Consider the following 19,111-nt stretch of genomic DNA (forward strand, 5'->3'; position numbering starts at 1 on the left):
ATTTCTAGGTTAAAAACACTGGGACTTTATTACACCAACGGAGCTTATAATCATTATCAGCCAAGCCAAAAGAATATCGGAGTGGTTTACTTTTACTATCAGCTAACGCTTGTGCTTGCTGTATGTTCGAGAAACTTAAAATACTACCCGGACTATAGTTCTTGTAGGAGGGGTTAACGCCTCCATTCACATACTCAACACTAAAATGTTTCATAGTTTCAACTTGGTATACAAGTTGAGTCGCAATAGGCTCATCAGCTATATACAGTATGGTTCCGGTTAGAAAATTATATAGTTTCTCAAGCAGTTTGTGCATTAAAGTTGCGCCCTTCGCACTGAACCCCCAACGTTTTTCAAAAAGATCGAGATAGAGCTCACATAGCTGGTCTGCAGAAACGCTATTAACAGATCTGAACTCACCACCTTCATCTTGAAATAATCTAATTTCTCTTCGGTGATTATATTTAAATTTCTTTGAAAAACCTTCTGCATGGAATCCTTTTGCCAAGCAAAGTGCTTTTCCTTTATTTTTTAAATTAATTATTTGAGGCTGATGTTCGTATGAAATAAAGTCAGATTTATAAGGTAATACTATACGTATATTAGGACTCATTGGTAAAATCACTTCAGGATTACCAACATCAATTAGCCCTCGTTTACCCAGTTTTTTCAATGCTCCCTTACTACCAGCAATATAATTACCCCAGGTGGGAACCGCCGCGACTAACTTGTCATCTTCGTAGCGTCCTTGGAACATAACGGGAATCTCAAGTAACTCAGAAATACCCTGAATAACCTCTGGGTGAGTAATAAAACTCCCCCCCCACTGGTTATATGCCTTGCAATAAGTCGAATAAGGTATCGTTGTCCAATGCCTCATGTGCCACTTAATCAACCAATTCACTGGCATTAAACTCCACTAATCTGTTGAACAAAAGGTATCTGCCAAAAACAGTTCTTAACAGCAGCATAGGAAAAGTTCTTAGTAACCTTTCTGTCCATACTATCAACCAGCTGGTTCATCATTACAGAGTCATAATGATGAACCTCAAGCATTTTCTTTACCAACGCCTTGTCATCACCCAGTGTAAAGAGAGCACCACATCCTGACACAACTTCTTTCGCGCCACCACAATCTGTCGAAATAATAGGTAACCCTGCTACCATTGCTTCTAACAAGACCATACCAAAAGGCTCATGATCAGAAGACAACACGAAGCTATCAAATGCTGTAAAATATCTAGCAGCCTCTTTAACTTGCCCTAAAAATAAAACACTATCCATAATACCTAGTGTTTTCGTCAGTTCTTCAAGCTCACTCTGAAGACGACCACTTCCCATTATTGCAAGCAGTGAGTTGGGCTGTTTTTGAATAACTTGCGCAAAAGCTTTAATCAAGGTTGCCTGATCTTTATCTGGATGCAACCGGCCAACATTTGCGTAAACAAATTTATCCAGAGGCAAGCCTAATTTTTTGCGAGCAGATTCTCGATCAATTAATCGGGATTTTAGCAAATCATAATCAACTCGATTATAGAGAGTTTGAATATTTGATGGGTTCCACTTTGTTAAGCAGCCACGCATATCATCACGTACAGCATCAGATACACCCAATAAAAATAAACGCTGACGATGCTTATTCACATACCAACGTCTTGTTAAGCGCTGGTAGTCACCAAATGCATGATGAATACCAACACACGGGACGTTAGATATATGAGATGCAATAAATAAGGCTTTATACCGGTGAGCTAAAACAAACTTAAAATTAAATTTTTTATGTAGTTTTTTTAAATCAGCAATTTGCTGTCTTTTCAAACCACGTAGTTGCTTTGATGAATAATTTAAAAAAATAACGTCTGATGATTTAGAGGCTTTGATAACTTCCTCTTTTGGCTCTCCTTTTAAGTAGACCGTAACAACCTTAAAAGGGGTATCATCAAATAATGCAGCATACTGATTAGCCACACTTAAAAAAGGGGGCTTGTAATCATGACAAAGCTGCAGTACGTACATAGACATAACCTTTTCAAAAACAACTATAGCTCCTGCTAGGAGCTATAGTCTCTTTCCTTTATTATTAGTTTATGGAGTCTTGGATATCAGCTGGAAACTCAGCTTTAACAACCAAAATGTCTTCCATAATAAGATATTGTAGATCTGAACCAAAAAACATGTTTAAAGCATCTGTTGGTGTACATACTACAGGCTCACCACGTCGGTTTAATGACGTATTCAAAACGACACCATTACCTGTCCGCTTTTCCATTTCTTCCAACAGCGCATAATAACGAGGATTAAATTCCTGCTTAACCGCTTGACCTCGGGACGTACCATCTTCATGAACAACCTCAGGTACTCTTTCTTTCCACTCTTCATTAACTTCAAAAGTAAATGTCATGAAAGGCGCAGGATGGTCCACCTTAAACATTTCTGTTGCCACTCTATCCAGCATACTTGGACAAAAAGGCCGCCACCGCTCACGGAACTTAATTTGCTCATTTATTCGATCAGCGATCCCTTTAAAGCTTGGACACCCTAAAATACTGCGATGCCCTAACGCACGAGGTCCAAACTCCATCCTACCTTGAAACCAAGCCACTGGGTTTCCTTCGGATAAAATTTTAGCAATGCGTTGTGGCACATTATCAATTTGTAAGAACTTCGGCTTCTCTGCGTGTTGCTCACATGCTTCAATCACTTGCTCATTATTAAATGATGGACCAAGATAAACATGCTCCATTTTTTCAACTTTGATTCCACGCTTCTCTACAACATACGAAGCAGCACCTACAGCAGTTCCTGCATCACCTGAAGCAGGCTGTACAAATAGTTCTTTTACTTCGGGACGAGCAATAATTTTTTGGTTTAATTTTACATTTAAGGCTCCACCACCAGAAAATGCAATCAAACCTGTCTCTTTGATAATATCGCCTAAATAGTAATCCATTAGTTTTAAAGAGACGTCTTCATAAAGCTTTTGCATAGCTGCGGCATAATGTATGTATGGATCGTCAGCCATATCCCCTTTACGGCGAGGTCCTAACCAATCAATCAGTTTAGGACTAAAATAAAAACCTCGACCCTTTTCTTTATAACGTCTAAGCCCGATAACATTGGCATAATCAGTATTTACTTCGAAGTTTTTACCATCAAACTTTATGAGTCGTGATAAGTCATATTTGTCAGGATCGCCATAAGGTGCCATTCCCATCACCTTATACTCACCATCAAGCATGTCAAAACCAAGATATTCGGTAATAGCGCCGTATAAACCACCTAACGAATCTGGATCATAAAACTCTTTAATTTTATGGATCCTGCCATTTTCTCCATAACCGAAAAAGGTTGTGGCATATTCACCTTTGCCATCAATTCCCATAATGGCAGTTTTTTCTTTAAAACCACTTAAATGATAGGCGCTTGAAGCATGGGCTAAATGGTGCTCAACGGGTTCAAACTCTATTTTATTCCAGTCAAAGCCCAATGACTCTAACATTTCACGGATACGTCCAACATAACGACGATAGCGACGATTACCATTAAACAAAGCATCCAAAGACCGATCTGGGGCATACCAATAACGTTTTGCATAATGCCAGCGCGCAGGTGTTGCCAAAGATATTGGGGCATAAGGTACTGCAACCACATCAATATCTCGCGGAGTGATACCAGCCTGAGCCAAACAAAACTTAGTAGATTCTATTGGCATTTTATTTTTAGCATGCTTATCCCGTAGAAAGCGCTCTTCCTCTACAGCGGCTACCAACTTGCCGTCTACATAAATAGCTGCAGAAGGATCATGCCCCAGTGCACCAGATAACCCCAAAACCGTTAATGCCACACGATGTTCCTCTTTGTTTTTTCAAACCTTTAGCATTCGACACATACACTTATCACCTTTGATAAACGTCTATATATGCATTCATAACGCAGAGGGTTTGAATCAAGCTTACTTATTTAAATCTTTAGTTGCTCTATTTTAACTGCTCTATCTGTGCATTCATATGCTGAACCAAAGGTTCAAATGTATCACACAAGTCAGGACTATCGGTCCAGTTTTTTAAAAACCGCTGCATATCTTTTCGAAAATAGTGTTGAAGCTGTTTCTGATTTGAGTGCATCTGCATGGCATCTAAGTCAATAACCTGTATATCCATCTTTTCATTGACTAATAAGTTATTGCCTTTAAGGTCACCATGACTAATACCATTGTTCAGCCAAATAGAAAAAAGTCTCTCTAGCTGACTTTTAATTACTGGTAATTGCTCCTGAACACCTTCTTGTTGAGTCCAGTTTAATAAATCAGGGGCTGCAATATAATCTAAAATCAAATAAGCACGCCCTCGAAGGTAGCAACAACGCTCTTCAATCATCGCTAATGGCTGGGGGGTTGATATCCCCAGCATGGTTAACATATACCCATTACGCCACGATAACCATGCCCTAGAAGGGCGCCAGCAACGACTTAAACGGTGCTGCCAATTCTTGATATTGTAACGTTTAACCACAACCTGACGTCCAGCAACCTCCACCAAATCTACCGTTGCTGTATTACCACTTTTAAGCCTCTTACCTGTGCCCATATAGGCTTCAGGATTTGCTAAAAACTCAAGCCATTCCTTCGTTGCTAGCTCTCTACGGGTTACATAGAAATGCTGCCAGCCATGGTTAACAACAAACTCTGTACAGTCGCGATAGATCTTTTTCAAGTAACGTTGCAAGCGCCAGTGACGACGAAACTTTACTCTAGATAAAAGTACTTCAGTCTCAACCTTGGATCGCGAAGTGCGCACATTATAAACAGTGATTAATTCACTTACAAAATCATCATACTCAGGAGGTAGCTGTGCAAACAGTAGTGCCAGATTATCTATTATTTCACTTTCAGTTAAGGACACGCCTTGCTCTGTGGTTTCGACGCCATCACCATCAACCACAAACAGTTTTCCCTGTTTATCTGTAAGAAAGTTATTGAGGTGGATATCGTTTTGCTTTAGCCCCGAAGCATGCATATCTGCAATTAAAGGCATTACTCGCCTAAGAATGCTTAATCGGGATGGCTGATCACTGATATTATCCCACTGTGCTTGCAGGCTTTTTGTGCCACTCAAGTACGAAAGAACGAGTACCTGCCCAATTCCTTGAGCAGCAGGGCCATGAGCAATGATGTCTGCTGTATGCAGGCCAGCTTGTTGTAATGCGATAACACCTCGCAGCTCTCTCTGCAAATACTTATCAGCGTTACTTCCCATAAAGAGTTTTACTAAAACTTGCCTATCATCCGTATTTGCACGACAGACCAAGCGCTTCTTGGGTAGTAGCCTAAAAATATATTCACAATTCAGCTGGATTAAAGCAGTACTATCAACCTCTTGAAAACCTATACGAAAAGGGCATCGAACATCACGATTGGCCTCAACCAAATCATTTATGGACAACATTGGGCCTAAACTCGTCGTACTCGTCACCAAGACACCTATTCTCGACCAGCAAAAAACTGCAAGATTTTACGAATTTGATACTTATCAGCAATAGACAACTTACCGCACTGCCGATAGCGCTTATAAAATGCTAGACGCTGCTTGGGGGTTAGCTGATACTTAGCAACCTTATCCAGACATGCCAGGTCTTTAATTTTACGATAGCTCAGCATTGGACCAAACCAGCGGGTGCCTGCAGGACAATCAATTAAATAAATTTGTGGATTAGGTCCAGTCGTAACTAAGACATTACGCCACTTTAAGTCGTTATGTGCGAATCTTTCTCTGTGTAGAGCTCTCGTTGCATCAGCCACTTGATTACTAACCGCTGTAACCCAGTTATGATCTTTTAGGCAGGAGGCCTCAGCCTGTGCTAAGGAAGCTAAATCATCAGTCCCAACCAACTCTTCTGTGATAAGCGCTCCACAGAGGGTTTTACCTAAAAATCTGGACTCTCCATAAGCAACAATAGGGGCTGTGGGAAGACCTAATTTTTGAAAAAATAAGAGATTCTGCCACTCCATTTTTACCCGGCTTGGGCCAAGGTAACGTCGAATACCTTTACCACCCGCTGTATAGCGTTTAACAAAATAGTATTTATCGCCAACTCTCACCTTATATACAGCACTTATAGGGTCTGTTGTGATTAACTCGCCAGGTAACGAAAACACCTTTTCCAAACTAGAAAAAGCATCTCCCGTATCACCTTGTTGATAGCTTGGTGTTACCGTCCACTCAGTTGTTATCAAACGACTACTCCTCAAGTACATGCGCTAAATGGCGTCACCCTTCCGCTGTTTTCGAAGGTACATTTTCTTTGCTTTGTGAGTAATGCTTTGCCAATAGCGTTGATTCTTCAGAGCCTGTCTTAGTGGTACGCCAGTATAATAACGAATAAACCGCAAGACATCTCGGTACGTTAAGCCAATATCTAATACTGAAAAATAAAGTGCCGCCAAATCTTTTTTAATCCAGCGTGTTGGTGTTTTAGAGCGGACCTGTGCTCTGTGTAGGTCAATCAAGTTGAGCTTTATGGTTTCTACTGTTAATTCAGAGCCACCTTCTGGTAAATGTAATAAATAATGGCATATATAATAATCACGATGATTAACACCACTCAGATGCATTTTCTTTGTGTATTCAGCAACTTTTTTAATCAATTGATATTTTATCGCATAAGGTGGAGGATGCTTTAACCAATCAAGCGTGTAGTCCTCCAAACTGATGGTATTCGTTAAATCATCAGTAATAATAAACGACAGCTGTTGTGCAGGATTTTTTCCTCGTTTTCCATATGCAGCAACTGTCATTGTCGGTACTTCAGCTTTCTCCAGGCGCCTAATCGCTAACCACTCATTTTCTGCGCCCAGTACAGGCAAGCGGAATCGAAGAAGGTTCGCGATTATTTCTTTCCAGCCAATACCACCATGGATTTTTGCAAAATAGCTTTTTCCTGCACTTTCAAACTGAAGCGTACGACGCGCCTCCAGTTCACGAAAAACCTTTCCCTGTAATAGTTTAACTTGCTCAAAGGGATCCAGCCCAGTCCAACGCTCTTCAAACTCTTTTCGCAAATAAATAGTCAAAGCTACTTACCCCGCTGACTGGCTAACTGTTCAATCAATGTACTTGCTTGCTGTGGCATGCTGTAAATATCAGCATGTTTGGCAAACTGCAAACCATTTTCATGCCTCTGCTGATACGCCTCCGGATCAGAGAGCATTGCCAGTAACTGCTTATTTAAATCCTCTTGCTTAAAAGGTGATTGCACCACACAGCCAATATCGGCCTCACCTATATAGTGTGCGTATCCACAGATGTCCGTCGTTAATACAGGTAATCCTGCAACTGCAGCTTCAAGTAATACTGTACCTGTATTTTCATGATAAGCCGGATGAATCAGTAAATCAGCTCCCAATAAAAAGCGTGGAATATCATCTCGCCCCGATAAAATAGATAACTGCTTTTCAATACCAAGCCCACGGGCAAGTCGCCAAAAAGGTTTAGCATTATCCTGGCCTATCACCATAAAGTGTATGCTTTGTTTCAATTGTTCAGGTAAAGCTGCAATAGCATTAAGCGCTCTATCCAGTCCTTTGGTTCGAAAGCCAGACCCTACCATCAATACACACTTTTCACTGGCTGCAATATTAAATTCTTCACGCAGCTGCTGACGAATTTCTGCTGCATTTTCTGGAGCACAGCGATCACGAGAAATGCCTGGTGGTAATATGTGGAAGCGTTCAGGTGGGGTGTGATAATACTGCTCAAATAAAGCTTGCTGAGCAGGGGCAATCAATAAAATATGAGTTGTACTTTCAGGGCTAAAAACCCCTCTCTCAAATGCCGAAAAATGTTTATAGCGATGCATCAAACGATATAATTTACTTCTCTGTAAACGTGCTTTGTCTTCATAGCAAGCATCAGCTGCATAATAAATATCCAGCCCTGGCATTTTATTAAAGCCAATAACACAATCTACTGCGTTTTGCTCAATATGATTCATCACCGCTTGATGAAAACACTTATCCCGTTTATGAGCCGCTAATGCTTTTGGTTTGATTTGATGGATAACAAAACCAGCAGGCTTTTCACCTTGCCAATCCATGGTATAAACCACAATGTCATGCCCGCGACTCTGACATTCAAGCGCAATACGCAAAAAATCGCGTTGCAATCCACCATACGGAAAATACTTGAAAAGAATAAATGCTAACTTCATAGTACAACGATCTAGGCTAAGAATGGTTGGACTGCCTGAAACACCTGAACTGGCATTAAGCTACGAAAAATAGCAGGCTCAACAGCAGGAAGTGGCTTATTGTTAGTCGCGTTGGCATCATCAACGGTCAAATGACATTGACCTTCACCGTAAGTACCGACTAAGCGTGGACTCGTTGGCCCATATAACGAGATACAGGGTCTATCCAGTGCAGCTGCAAGATGACCTAATCCGGTATCTACTGCGATCACACAAGTAGCCTTAGCCAAAACGCCAGCTATACCCGCCAGGTTCAGTTTGGGTAAAACCACGGCTTTTGATGAAACCTTAGATTGAATACGATTAGCTCTCTGCTTTTCTACCTCATTCCCCCAAGGCAAAACAATATAAAGCCCCTGTTCTGCGAACTTTTCTGCCAGCTCAAACCAGTATGGCTCAGGCCAATGTTTTTGCTCACGTGTTGTACCATGCAAAAAAACAACATAAGGACTGGAAGATAGTACTGAAGCAATTTGATTGATTTCAGGAGAGTCAGCAAGGAGCATTGTTTTATTAAGTGCAAACTTTCCTCTTTGGCTTGGCAGCTTGTAACCCAAAGCATTTGCAAATAGCTGACGAACACGTTCTACCGCATGAATACCTTTCACAACAGGTATAGTATGCTGATAAAGGTGAGCCGCTAATGCCTCTCTAGCAGAAGATTTATCCATACCATAGCTTGGACCATGTGTTAAATACGTCAGCCATGCACTTTTCAATAAGCCTTGTGCATCGATAACCGCATCATAGGTGGTCGCCTGGAGTTGTTGCTTAAACTGCTGCCACTCGCCCTGCGTCAGGGTTTTCACAATATTTTTCCGCCAGCGGCGAATAGCTACCGGAATAACTTTATCGACGGCAGGATGCCAATGGGGAATTTCTGCAAAAGCCTCTTCCACAACCCAATCAAATCGAATGCCAGGAATAGCTTCTTGTGCATCAGTTAAGGCTGGTAACGTATGAATAACATCACCAAGCGATGAGGTTTTTACAACAAGTACTTTTTTCATTGCCGCTCAATATTTAACTGAACATTATCCACATGAGCTAGCGACGCTCTTTGCAGGCTTTTTATTCTCAGACACAACAGGCACAAGCCTTTGTAGTGCCTCAATTACCGTAGGTGGAGTTAATTGATGAAGACACTTTAAATGTCCCAAGGGACACTCGCGCTTAAAACAGGGACTACACTCTAAACCTAAACGCACTACCGCCTGTTGTTGATTTAAGGGGGGCGTAAAGTCAGGTGATGTAGAACCATAAACCACAACAAGTGGTCGCTCTAAGGCTGCTGCAATATGCATTAACCCAGAGTCATTACTGACCACAGCGGAAGCCATAGAGAGTAAATCAATGGCTTCTGCAAGTGAGGTTCTTCCTGCTAAATTTTGCACCTGATTTTGCCACTGCTCAGGAATCTGCGAAGCAATCTTTGCTGTCACCTCCTGATCCTTTGCAGAGCCTAATAACCATACTTGCCAACCCGCCTGAATCATATGCGTAGCTACCGCACTGTAGTGCTGCTCAGGCCAACGTTTTGCGGGTCCAAACTCAGCGCCAGGACAAAGCGCAAGTACTGGGGAACTTTCATCCGCCATTAACTCATAACGCGCTAGTGCTTTTTGCAAAGAAACTTTGTCAACATGCAGCGCGGGAGCAGGTAAATCCCCAGATAACGGTGTATTAGCGGGGTAAGCCAACGCTATAAAGCGTTGAATCATTAATGGTAAAGCCGATTTATCCAGCTTACGAATATCATTGAGAAGCCCATAGCGACACTCACCGACCCAACCGGTTCGCTGTGGAATTTTTGCCATTGCCGGAACCAGCACCGACTTCAGTGAATTTGGCAAAACTATCGCCTGATCATAATGTTCATAACGCAATTTTCGAGCTAGATGCCAACGTGCAGATAACTTCAGCTGGCCATGCCCCACAGGCATAGCAATACTTTTATGCACTTCAGGCATTCGCTGCAAAATAGGACGGCTCCACTCTGGGGCCAGTACATCAATAACACAGTCTGGATGCTGAGCTTTAAGACTCATAAACAGTGTTTGTGCCATGACCATATCCCCCACCCAGGAGGGACCAACCACAAGGATCTTCACGCGCGCAACCAATTTACATTAGAGTTAGTTTTTTCTTGCCTTAATTAAGGCAACCTGTATCTGGACATCCAGATACAGGAAAAAATGACTGGAATTTCGTCAAGCGGGGAATCATAACACAGGTGTGAGCCATTCGGGATTAGCATCACGCTTACCCGTGACCTGATCGAAGTACATTTGCTGTAATTTCGTAGTTATTGGGCCACGATCGCCTTTACCAATAACCCGGTTATCATGCATCCTGATAGGCAATACTTCAGCCGCTGTTCCTGTAAAAAAGGCCTCATCGGCAACATATACCTCATCGCGGGTAATACGCTTTTCAATCACTTCTATACCCAACTCTGCAGCAAACTGTAGAATACTATCCCGCGTAATACCTTCTAGACAGGAAGTAAGTTCAGGCGTGTATAACTTGCCGTTTTTAACAAGGAAAATATTTTCACCACTACCTTCAGCAACATAGCCTTCATTATCCAGCAGTAATGCTTCTTCACAACCGCAGTCCTGGGCTTCTTTCAATGCCAGCATTGAGTTAATGTAGTTGCCATTCGCCTTTGCTTTACACATCGTAATATTGACATGGTGGCGAGTGTAGGAAGAAGTCCGAATTTTAATCCCATGTTCTAATGCTTCAGGGCTCATATAACTGGGCCACTCCCAGGCAGCAACAATGGTGTGGACTTGCAGATTGTCAGCCCGCAACCCCATACCTTCAGAGCCATAAAAACACATTGGCCTTAGGTAAGCATTATCGAGTTTGTTCTCTTTAACTGCCGCTTTTTGCGCAGCAATGAGTACGTCTTTGCTAAAAGGAATTTTCATCCCCAAGATATGGGCACTTCGAAACAAACGATCCGTGTGCTCTTGCAATCTGAAAATACAAGGTCCACGATCAGTATGATAAGCTCGCACCCCCTCAAATACCCCTAAGCCATAATGCAGTGTATGGGTTAGCACATGGGTTTTAGCCTCACGCCAAGGCACCATCTCCCCATCAAACCAAATCAGACCATCGCGATCGGCCATCGTCATAAATGAGACTCCTTGTTCAATCTGCTTCTCTATGTCAGGTTTAACAATTAGTTAATAGCACTCATGCAAAAGGTATAAGTCTAGTCGGCACCACTCTCATGAGCTACTGGGCTTGGGGTATCTCCCAGAAGCTGCTGCCAAAGTGCAATAACACCTTGCCGATATTCATGAAAGGAATCGCCGGTAACTACACCAGACTGATTTTGTAACACCAGCCGATGAGCCGCAGAACGATAAGCCTTGTAAGCCTCGCGGAGCAGGTTAGCAGATTCAGGTGCTAACAGACCTGCTTTTTCCAACTCTTCCAGAATCCGAATATTATCGGTATAGGTAAGTAAGTCAGAATATTGGTGCGACCAAGCCAGGACCATATATTGCACCATAAATTCAATGTCTACGATACCTCCATAATCGTGTTTAAGATTAAATTTTGTCTCAGCCAACCAGGCAGCATCACTCCTCCCACCATTCGTTTCTTTTGTTGCCAGGTTATCGCGCATTTTATTTCGCATTGAAATCACTTCAGCTTTGAGTTTTTCCTGGTCCCGCGCTTGACTCAACACCTGCGCCCGAACCTCACTAAATTGACTCGTTAACTGAGGAGATCCAGCCACTACTCTTGCCCTGACAAGTGCTTGGTGTTCCCAAGTCCAGGCTTTATCAGCTTGATACTCTGCATAAGCATTAATGGTTGAAACTAATAAACCCGAAGCGCCCGAAGGTCTTAACCGCATATCCACATCATAAAGTTGTCCTGAAGGTGTCTGCGCAGTAAGAATATGGATCATGCGCTGGCCAAGACGCATAAAATAAAGGCTGTTATCGATTTCTTTAGGACCCGAAGAGGACTGGTTATGAGGAGCGTTATACACAAAGACTACATCCAGGTCTGAGCCATAACTTAGTTCTATACCTGCTAGTTTTCCGTAAGCGATAACGATAAACTCAACCTGATCACCCTCTATTCCACCTGGATGACCATATCGACTTTGCACATAATGCAAAGCAATGTACAACACATGCTCCAACACAGCTTCAGCGATCCAGGTTAAATAATCACTTACCTTCATTAATGGCAGTGTGCCTGCCACTTCAGAAGCTGCCACTCTCAGCACATGCGCCATGCGAAAGTAACGTAGTGTTTCCATCTGCAGCTCAATATCATCCTCTGGCACTCTGGCTAATTGCTGCCGAAGCTCGTCAGCCAACGTTTCTTTATCAGGTGGCGAATAAAGTGAACCCACATCTAAAAACTCATCCAGCAGCATAGGATAACGAGCAATGGTATCGGCAATCCAAGGACTAGCAGCACATAATTTTAACAACTGCTGAAGTGCCACAGGGTTTTCAATTAACAGTAATATATATGCTGTCCGCCTTAGGACACGCTCCACCAGAGGTAAAACTCTTAGTAACGTATTGCTGGGATCACTTTGGTGAATAGCTGCAGCAAGTAATATTGGCATAAAGGTGTCTAACCGTTGTCGACCTTTACGTTGCATCATTCGCACTGACTTATCACTTGCCAGTTGCTGTAAACGTTGAAGAATCGTTTCAGGCTGCTGAAACTGGTGGGCTATCAACTGTTGTGTCGCTTCATTTTCACTTAGCTGCCCCTGCCACAGCGACTGCCAACAGGACAATACTGCATTGGAAGCATGCTCTTCGGTAGGCTCAGCGACCATTTGTGAAAAGTGGTAGCTGACTTTTTTACGGTGTTCTTCTAAGGCTTGAGCTAACAGGCTCCAGTCAGCAAACCCTAAACTCCAGGCTAACCTACACTGCTGAGTTTTATCTTTTGGCAAGTCTTGCGTTTGCTGGTCTGCCCATGCTTGCAAAGCATGCTCTAATTTACGTAAAAAGTGGTAAGCACCTTCAAGCTCTTGAGTCGCGGCAAGAGGAAGATAGCCCTGACCCGCTAGCACATTGAGTAATTTAAAGACTGACTTTTGCTGTAGTGCAGGGTCTCGACCACCATGAATTAACTGAAATGCCTGAACAATAAACTCAAGCTCACGAATACCTCCAGGCCCCAACTTAATATTGTGTTGACGACCTTTGCGCACCACCTCGCGACTAATCATTTGCTTCATTTCTCGCAGCGCATTAACTGCACTAAAATCGACATAGCGCCTGAATACGAAGGGTTTCAACCTGGCAAGCAAGTCTGCTCCTGCTTTTTTATCGCCGCCAACAACTCGCGCCTTGATCATGGCAAAGCGCTCCCAGTCTCGGCCCTGGTCCTGATAGTACTGTTCCATTGCATCAAAATTTAAAACCAGCGCCCCACTTTGACCATATGGGCGTAACCGCATATCTACACGAAAAGCAAAACCATCTTTTGTATTAGCATCCAATGCATTAATCAATTTTTGGCCAAGCCGAACAAAAAACTCCTGATTACTGATAGCCTTTTGCTTTCCTTCAGTTTGTCCTGCTTGGGGATACGCAAATATCAAGTCGATATCCGAGGACAGATTCAACTCCCCTGCCCCCAATTTTCCCATACCCAAGATAACCATATGCTGTGGTTTACCCTCTTTACCTCCTTGTTGCCAAGCAGGTGTTCCCCACTGCGCAGAGAAGTACTGGTAATACCATTGATAACTGGCATCAATGCACTCTTCTGCAAGCTGCGTTAAAGCAGCAGTTGTCTCAATTAGGTTTGCTTTATTTGTTAAATCACGCCAAATGATGCCTACCATTGTTCTGTGACGAAACTGTCGTACAGCTTCCATCACTAGATCTTCACTATCAATATCAGCCAGGGTTAAGGCTAATGTTGGCATTACCGGATCAGTGACTGTCTGGTTATGGGTATCGTATTCCTGCGCCAGCGCCAAAAGCCAATCAGGGTGATGACAACATTGCTGAGCAACATAGCTGCTCCCTCCCCACACAGTCACCAAATCGGCCCAAAAACTGTCTGGCAATCTATCCAAGTCATTGCAAACTGTGTTATTGTCGCGGCAATTTTGTACAAACTGCTCCCAGTAAAAAGTCACTAATGAGCTAATCTCCTGGGGACAATCGCTTAATGGCAATGATTGCATTGCTAATCCTTATTGACTCAAACTTGACAGATGAGAAGGTACAACCTAAAGGTTTTGAACAGTTTTTAGCCTTACATTTTTTGTAGCTTTACTACATAAACTCAGCCTAAAAGACCCCAAATTGGATCAATATGTAGTATTACTACATAAAAAAGATTAAAATCGTAATAATCTTTTCAATTCTTAGATAATCAAGCGCTAACAACCTTGTAGCTATAATCATTATACGCCTGATCCCAAGGCTTCTAAGACCTGGAGCAATATAAATGATGCAAAATGATGTGGATCCTATTGAAACCCAAGAGTGGCTCGAAGCGCTAGAGTCTGTACTCGAAAAAGAGGGGGAAGATCGTGCGCATTATTTGCTGACTCGCCTAGCCCGTTATGCGAGCCGCAAAGGAACTCAACTTCCATACGCCATTACAACACCTTACCGCAATACGATTCCTTCTTCTCGTGAAGCACGCATGCCAGGCGACTTATTTATGGAACGCCGCATCCGTTCGCTGGTGCGTTGGAATGCAATGGCGATGGTAATGCGAGCAAACATGAGTCCAGATGATCTTGGTGGGCACATTTCCAGCTTTGCATCCAGCGCAACTTTGTATGACATTGGCTTTAACTACTTTTTTAAAGGTCCCAACGATGAAGATGATGGCGACCTGATTTACTTCCAAGGCCATACAGCCCCAGGCATCTATTCACGTGCATTCTTAGAAGGCCGGATCACAGCACAACAGCTTGATAACTTCCGCCGTGAAGTGGATGGCAATGGTTTATCATCCTATCCACACCCTTGGTTGATGCCTGATTTTTGGCAATTCCCAACCGTTTCTATGGGTCTAGGTCCTCTGCAAGCTATTTACCAAGCTCACTTCATGAAGTACTTGGAAAACCGGGAAATGGCTAAGGCGGGCAACCGTAAAGTCTGGGCATTCTTAGGTGATGGTGAAATGGATGAGCCTGAGTCTATGGGTGCCATTGGCATGGCCGGTCGCGAGAAGCTGGACAACCTTATTTTTGTTGTTAACTGTAACCTGCAACGCCTAGACGGTCCGGTTCGTGGTAATGGCAAAATTATCCAGGAACTTGAAGGCCAGTTCCGCGGTGCTGGCTGGAATGTGATAAAAGTAGTTTGGGGTCGTCATTGGGATCCTCTGTTTGCCCAAGACGATCATGGTCTATTACAGCAACGTATGGATGAATGCGTTGATGGAGACTACCAAAACTATAAAGCTAAAGGTGGTTCTTATACTCGTGAGCACTTCTTTGGTAAACACGCTGAAACACTGAAAATGGTTGAGCACTTGTCAGATGACGATATCTACAAGCTCAACCGTGGTGGTCACGACCCTTACAAGGTTTACGCTGCTTACCATGCAGCGGTTAACCATACTGGTCAGCCAACCGTTATCCTTGCTAAGACCGTTAAAGGTTATGAAACCGGTAGTGGTATGGCGGCTAATACTACACACTCACTGAAAAAGCTGAAGCTAGATGAGCTGAAAGCATTCCGTGACCGCTTTGATATCCCTATCAAAGATGATGATCTTGAAAACGTACCATACTACTGCCCTGATGCCGACAGTCCAGAAATGGTCTACATGCGCAAACGCCGTGAATCGCTGGGCGGCTATATCCCTCAACGCCGAACTAAGAGCTCTTCATTGCCCACCCCTGAACTAAAAGCCTTTGAGCAAGTGACTAAAGGTAGTGGTGAGCGTGAAATTTCAACGACCATGGCCTTTGTCCGTATCCTGAGCGTTTTAGTTAAAGACAAGGCCATTGGCAAGCATGTGGTGCCTATTGTTCCTGATGAAGCCCGCACCTTTGGTATGGAAGGCATGTTCCGCCAGTTGGGTATTTACTCTTCTGCAGGACAGCTCTATGAACCAATGGATTCTGACCAGGTTATGTTCTACAAAGAAGACAAAAAAGGTCAGATACTACAAGAAGGTATTAACGAAGCTGGCGCACATTCAGCGTGGGTTGCTGCCGCAACAGCCTATAGCTTCAACAATGTACCCATGATTCCGTTCTATGCATTTTACTCTATGTTCGGATTCCAGCGGACAGGTGACCTGGCTTGGGCATCTGGTGATATTCAGGCTCGAGGCTTCCTGATTGGTGCTACTTCAGGCCGGACAACATTGAATGGTGAAGGCTTACAGCACCAAGATGGCCACAGTCATATTTTGGCTTCCACTATTCCAAACTGTATTAGCTATGACCCAACTTATGGCTACGAGCTTGCTGTGATTGTTCGTGATGGTATTCGTCGAATGTATACCGAACAGGAAAATGTGTTCTACTACATCACCACCATGAATGAGAACTACCAGCACCCTGCCCTGCCTGAAGATCCTGCAGTGATTGATGGTATTCTGAAAGGTCTATACTGCCTCGAAGAAAACTCACGTAAAGCTAAGCTAAAAGTTCAGCTCATGGGCTGTGGCACTATTCTGCAAGAAGTTCGTGCAGCAGCAGAACTGTTGAAAAAAGACTTTAAGGTTGAGTCTGACATTTGGAGCGCGACCAGCTTCAATGAGCTGCGTCGTGAAGCTCTAGAAGTCAAGCGCTGGAACCAGATGCACCCAGAGTCTGAAGCAAAAGTGCCTTATGTGACTAACTGCTTCGCAAACCGTCAAGGCCCTGTTGTTGCGGCTACAGACTACATGAAGCTTTATGCTGATCAGGTTCGCGAGTTCATTCCTTCGCGCTATGTGGTATTAGGTACTGATGGCTTTGGCCGTAGTGACTCTCGTAAAAAGCTGCGTGAATTCTTTGAAGTAGATCGTTACTTCATCACTATCGCTGCCTTAAATGCACTGAAAGAAGAAGGGCTTATTGAAGCCAGCGTGGTTACCAAGGCAATGCAGAAGTACGGCATTGACCCTGAAAAAGTGAACCCCGTTAAGTGCTAATCCTTCAGTCAAAGAATAATTAAGGTAACACGCAAATGACAGACGAGATTATTAAAGTACCCGATATCGGTGGCAGTGATGACGTCGAAATCATTGAAATTTCCGTCAGTGTGGGCAGTGACGTTGCTGAAGAAGAGTCACTGCTTGTATTAGAGTCAGATAAAGCCACAATGGAAATCCCCTGCCCCAAGGCTGGCCAAATCAAAGAAATCTTGGTCAAGGTTGGGGACAAGGTTTCTGAAGGCGATGAAATTTTAGTTCTAACCACTGCCGGTGGTGGTGCTCAAGCTGAAGCACCTAGTCAGCCTGCAGCAGAAGAGCCTGCCAATGAACCTACTGTAGAAGAAGCGTCAGCACCCGCTGCAGAAGCCTCTACTGAAACTGCAGTAGAAACCATCAAGGTTCCTGACATTGGTAGCGATGATGTCCCCGTCATTGAAATCTGTGTCAATGTCGGTGATGAAGTTGCCGAAGAAGACTCTCTGGTTGTTCTTGAGTCAGATAAAGCCACGATGGAAGTACCTGCCCCCAAAGCAGGTGTCGTGAAAAAAATTCTGCTTAAGGTCGATGATAAAGTCTCTATGGGTGATGCGATCCTGGAGCTTGAAACCGTAGGTTCTGCCAAACCTGCTACACCTTCATCTCAGCCTCAGCAAAAAACAACAGCAACACCTGCAGCAAGTACTCCAACCACAGCCAAGCCGCCAGCACCCGCTCAAGCAGCTAGCACAGCTTCAGCTCAACTGCAGGAGCCTAGCAAGCGTATTCATGCTGGACCAGCGGTACGCAAGTTAGCCCGTGAGTTTGGTGTTGATTTAGCATTGGTAAGAGGCTCTGGCCCACGTGGACGTATTCTAAAAGAAGACGTCCAGCAGTATGTCAGTGAGCAGTTAAATAAACCTAAAGCAGCACCTGCTGCAGAAGGTATGGGCGCAATTCCTGCTGTTCCAGCTATTGACTTCAGCCAGTTTGGCCCAGTTCGTGAAGAGCCACTAACACGCTTGCGTAAAGTGGGAGCCTTCAACTTACATCGCTCTTGGCTGAATGTTCCTCATGTAACACAGTTTGATGAAGCCGATATCACTGAGCTGGAAACATTCCGTAAAGCGCAAAAAGAAAAAGGCGTTAAAATGACGCCACTGCCTTTTATCATTAAGGCCTGTGTTCATGCTCTAAAAGCCATTCCTCAGTTTAATGCTTCACTCAACCCAACAGGTGATGCATTAATCATGAAAGATTACTTCCACATTGGGTTTGCCGTAGATACACCTGATGGCTTATTGGTACCCGTGATTCGTGATGCTGATAAGAAGAGTTTGACACAACTTGCGCAGGAAACTGTTGAGTTAGCAACAAAAGCGAAAGATAAAAAACTCAGCCCAGCAGAAATGCAAGGCGCATGTTTTACCATTTCAAGCCTTGGCAGTATTGGTGGAACAGCATTTACGCCAATCGTAAATACACCAGAAGTAGGAATTCTCGGTGTCTCCAAAGCGAGCATGAAGCCGGTCTGGAACGGTAAAGAGTTTATGCCACGCTTAATGTTACCACTGTGTTTATCCTACGATCACAGAGCTATTAATGGTGCAGATGCAGCACGTTTTGCTGCTGTTCTGGCTGCTGCTCTTGGCGATATTAGAGAGCTACTGCTTTAGTACTCATCACGCCTTAAGAGTCAAAAAAAGCCCATCAGTTGATGGGCTTTTTTTATAGTATTTTATGTTTAAAAACACGACTGAAGACT

At 43.5% G+C, this 19,111-nt stretch carries 13 protein-coding genes; 2 read left to right on the forward strand and 11 right to left on the reverse strand.

What is annotated here, in order from left to right:
* Nucleotides 1-4: 4 nt before the first annotated feature.
* The 11 genes from KHS79_RS11175 to glnE form a co-directional block, all read right to left on the reverse strand.
* Complete coding sequence (locus KHS79_RS11175) at nucleotides 5-904, reverse strand: GNAT family N-acetyltransferase (protein WP_212718943.1); 900 nt, start codon at nucleotides 902-904, stop codon at nucleotides 5-7.
* A gap of 5 nt (nucleotides 905-909) precedes the next feature.
* Nucleotides 910-2,016 carry a glycosyltransferase gene (locus tag KHS79_RS11180; RefSeq protein WP_212718945.1) on the reverse strand — a complete coding sequence of 369 codons (1,107 nt, stop codon included), beginning with the start codon at nucleotides 2,014-2,016 and terminating at the stop codon, nucleotides 910-912.
* A 64-nt stretch (nucleotides 2,017-2,080) separates the two neighbouring features.
* The gene (locus KHS79_RS11185) at nucleotides 2,081-3,844 is read right to left on the reverse strand and encodes a carbamoyltransferase family protein (RefSeq protein WP_212718947.1); all 1,764 of its coding nucleotides are present in this window, start codon (nucleotides 3,842-3,844) and stop codon (nucleotides 2,081-2,083) included.
* Nucleotides 3,845-3,977: 133 nt separating this feature from the next.
* Complete coding sequence (locus tag KHS79_RS11190) at nucleotides 3,978-5,471, reverse strand: lipopolysaccharide kinase InaA family protein (protein WP_212718949.1); 1,494 nt, start codon at nucleotides 5,469-5,471, stop codon at nucleotides 3,978-3,980.
* 8 nt (nucleotides 5,472-5,479) lie between these two features.
* A complete protein-coding gene (locus KHS79_RS11195; protein WP_206196672.1) occupies nucleotides 5,480-6,232 on the reverse strand; it encodes a lipopolysaccharide kinase InaA family protein in 753 nt (250 codons plus the stop codon).
* Nucleotides 6,233-6,256: 24 nt separating this feature from the next.
* The gene (gene rfaP / locus KHS79_RS11200) at nucleotides 6,257-7,069 is read right to left on the reverse strand and encodes a lipopolysaccharide core heptose(I) kinase RfaP (protein ID WP_212718952.1); all 813 of its coding nucleotides are present in this window, start codon (nucleotides 7,067-7,069) and stop codon (nucleotides 6,257-6,259) included.
* Nucleotides 7,070-7,071: 2 nt separating this feature from the next.
* On the reverse strand, nucleotides 7,072-8,205 hold the full coding sequence (locus tag KHS79_RS11205) for a glycosyltransferase family 4 protein (protein ID WP_212718956.1): 1,134 nt from the start codon (nucleotides 8,203-8,205) through the stop codon (nucleotides 7,072-7,074).
* 11 nt (nucleotides 8,206-8,216) lie between these two features.
* Nucleotides 8,217-9,254, reverse strand: coding sequence for a lipopolysaccharide heptosyltransferase I (waaC, locus tag KHS79_RS11210; RefSeq protein ID WP_212718959.1), 1,038 nt, complete (start codon nucleotides 9,252-9,254; stop codon nucleotides 8,217-8,219).
* A gap of 24 nt (nucleotides 9,255-9,278) precedes the next feature.
* Nucleotides 9,279-10,310 carry a lipopolysaccharide heptosyltransferase II gene (gene waaF / locus KHS79_RS11215; protein ID WP_233468378.1) on the reverse strand — a complete coding sequence of 344 codons (1,032 nt, stop codon included), beginning with the start codon at nucleotides 10,308-10,310 and terminating at the stop codon, nucleotides 9,279-9,281.
* 156 nt (nucleotides 10,311-10,466) lie between these two features.
* Nucleotides 10,467-11,390 (reverse strand): branched-chain amino acid transaminase, encoded by a 924-nt coding sequence (locus KHS79_RS11220; RefSeq protein ID WP_094785957.1) that lies wholly within the window; start codon nucleotides 11,388-11,390, stop codon nucleotides 10,467-10,469.
* An 80-nt stretch (nucleotides 11,391-11,470) separates the two neighbouring features.
* A complete protein-coding gene (gene glnE / locus KHS79_RS11225) occupies nucleotides 11,471-14,443 on the reverse strand; it encodes a bifunctional [glutamate--ammonia ligase]-adenylyl-L-tyrosine phosphorylase/[glutamate--ammonia-ligase] adenylyltransferase (RefSeq protein ID WP_212718963.1) in 2,973 nt (990 codons plus the stop codon).
* A 269-nt stretch (nucleotides 14,444-14,712) separates the two neighbouring features.
* On the opposite strand from glnE, the gene aceE reads away from it, so the two are divergent.
* Complete coding sequence (gene aceE / locus KHS79_RS11230) at nucleotides 14,713-17,367, forward strand: pyruvate dehydrogenase (acetyl-transferring), homodimeric type (RefSeq protein ID WP_212719102.1); 2,655 nt, start codon at nucleotides 14,713-14,715, stop codon at nucleotides 17,365-17,367.
* Between the two features lie 35 nt (nucleotides 17,368-17,402).
* Nucleotides 17,403-19,022 carry a dihydrolipoyllysine-residue acetyltransferase gene (gene aceF, locus KHS79_RS11235; protein WP_212718965.1) on the forward strand — a complete coding sequence of 540 codons (1,620 nt, stop codon included), beginning with the start codon at nucleotides 17,403-17,405 and terminating at the stop codon, nucleotides 19,020-19,022.
* The last annotated feature ends 89 nt before the right edge of the window (nucleotides 19,023-19,111 follow it).

Origin of the sequence: Zooshikella ganghwensis (assembly GCF_018263875.1) — a bacterium.
Classification (GTDB): domain Bacteria; phylum Pseudomonadota; class Gammaproteobacteria; order Pseudomonadales; family Zooshikellaceae; genus Zooshikella; species Zooshikella ganghwensis.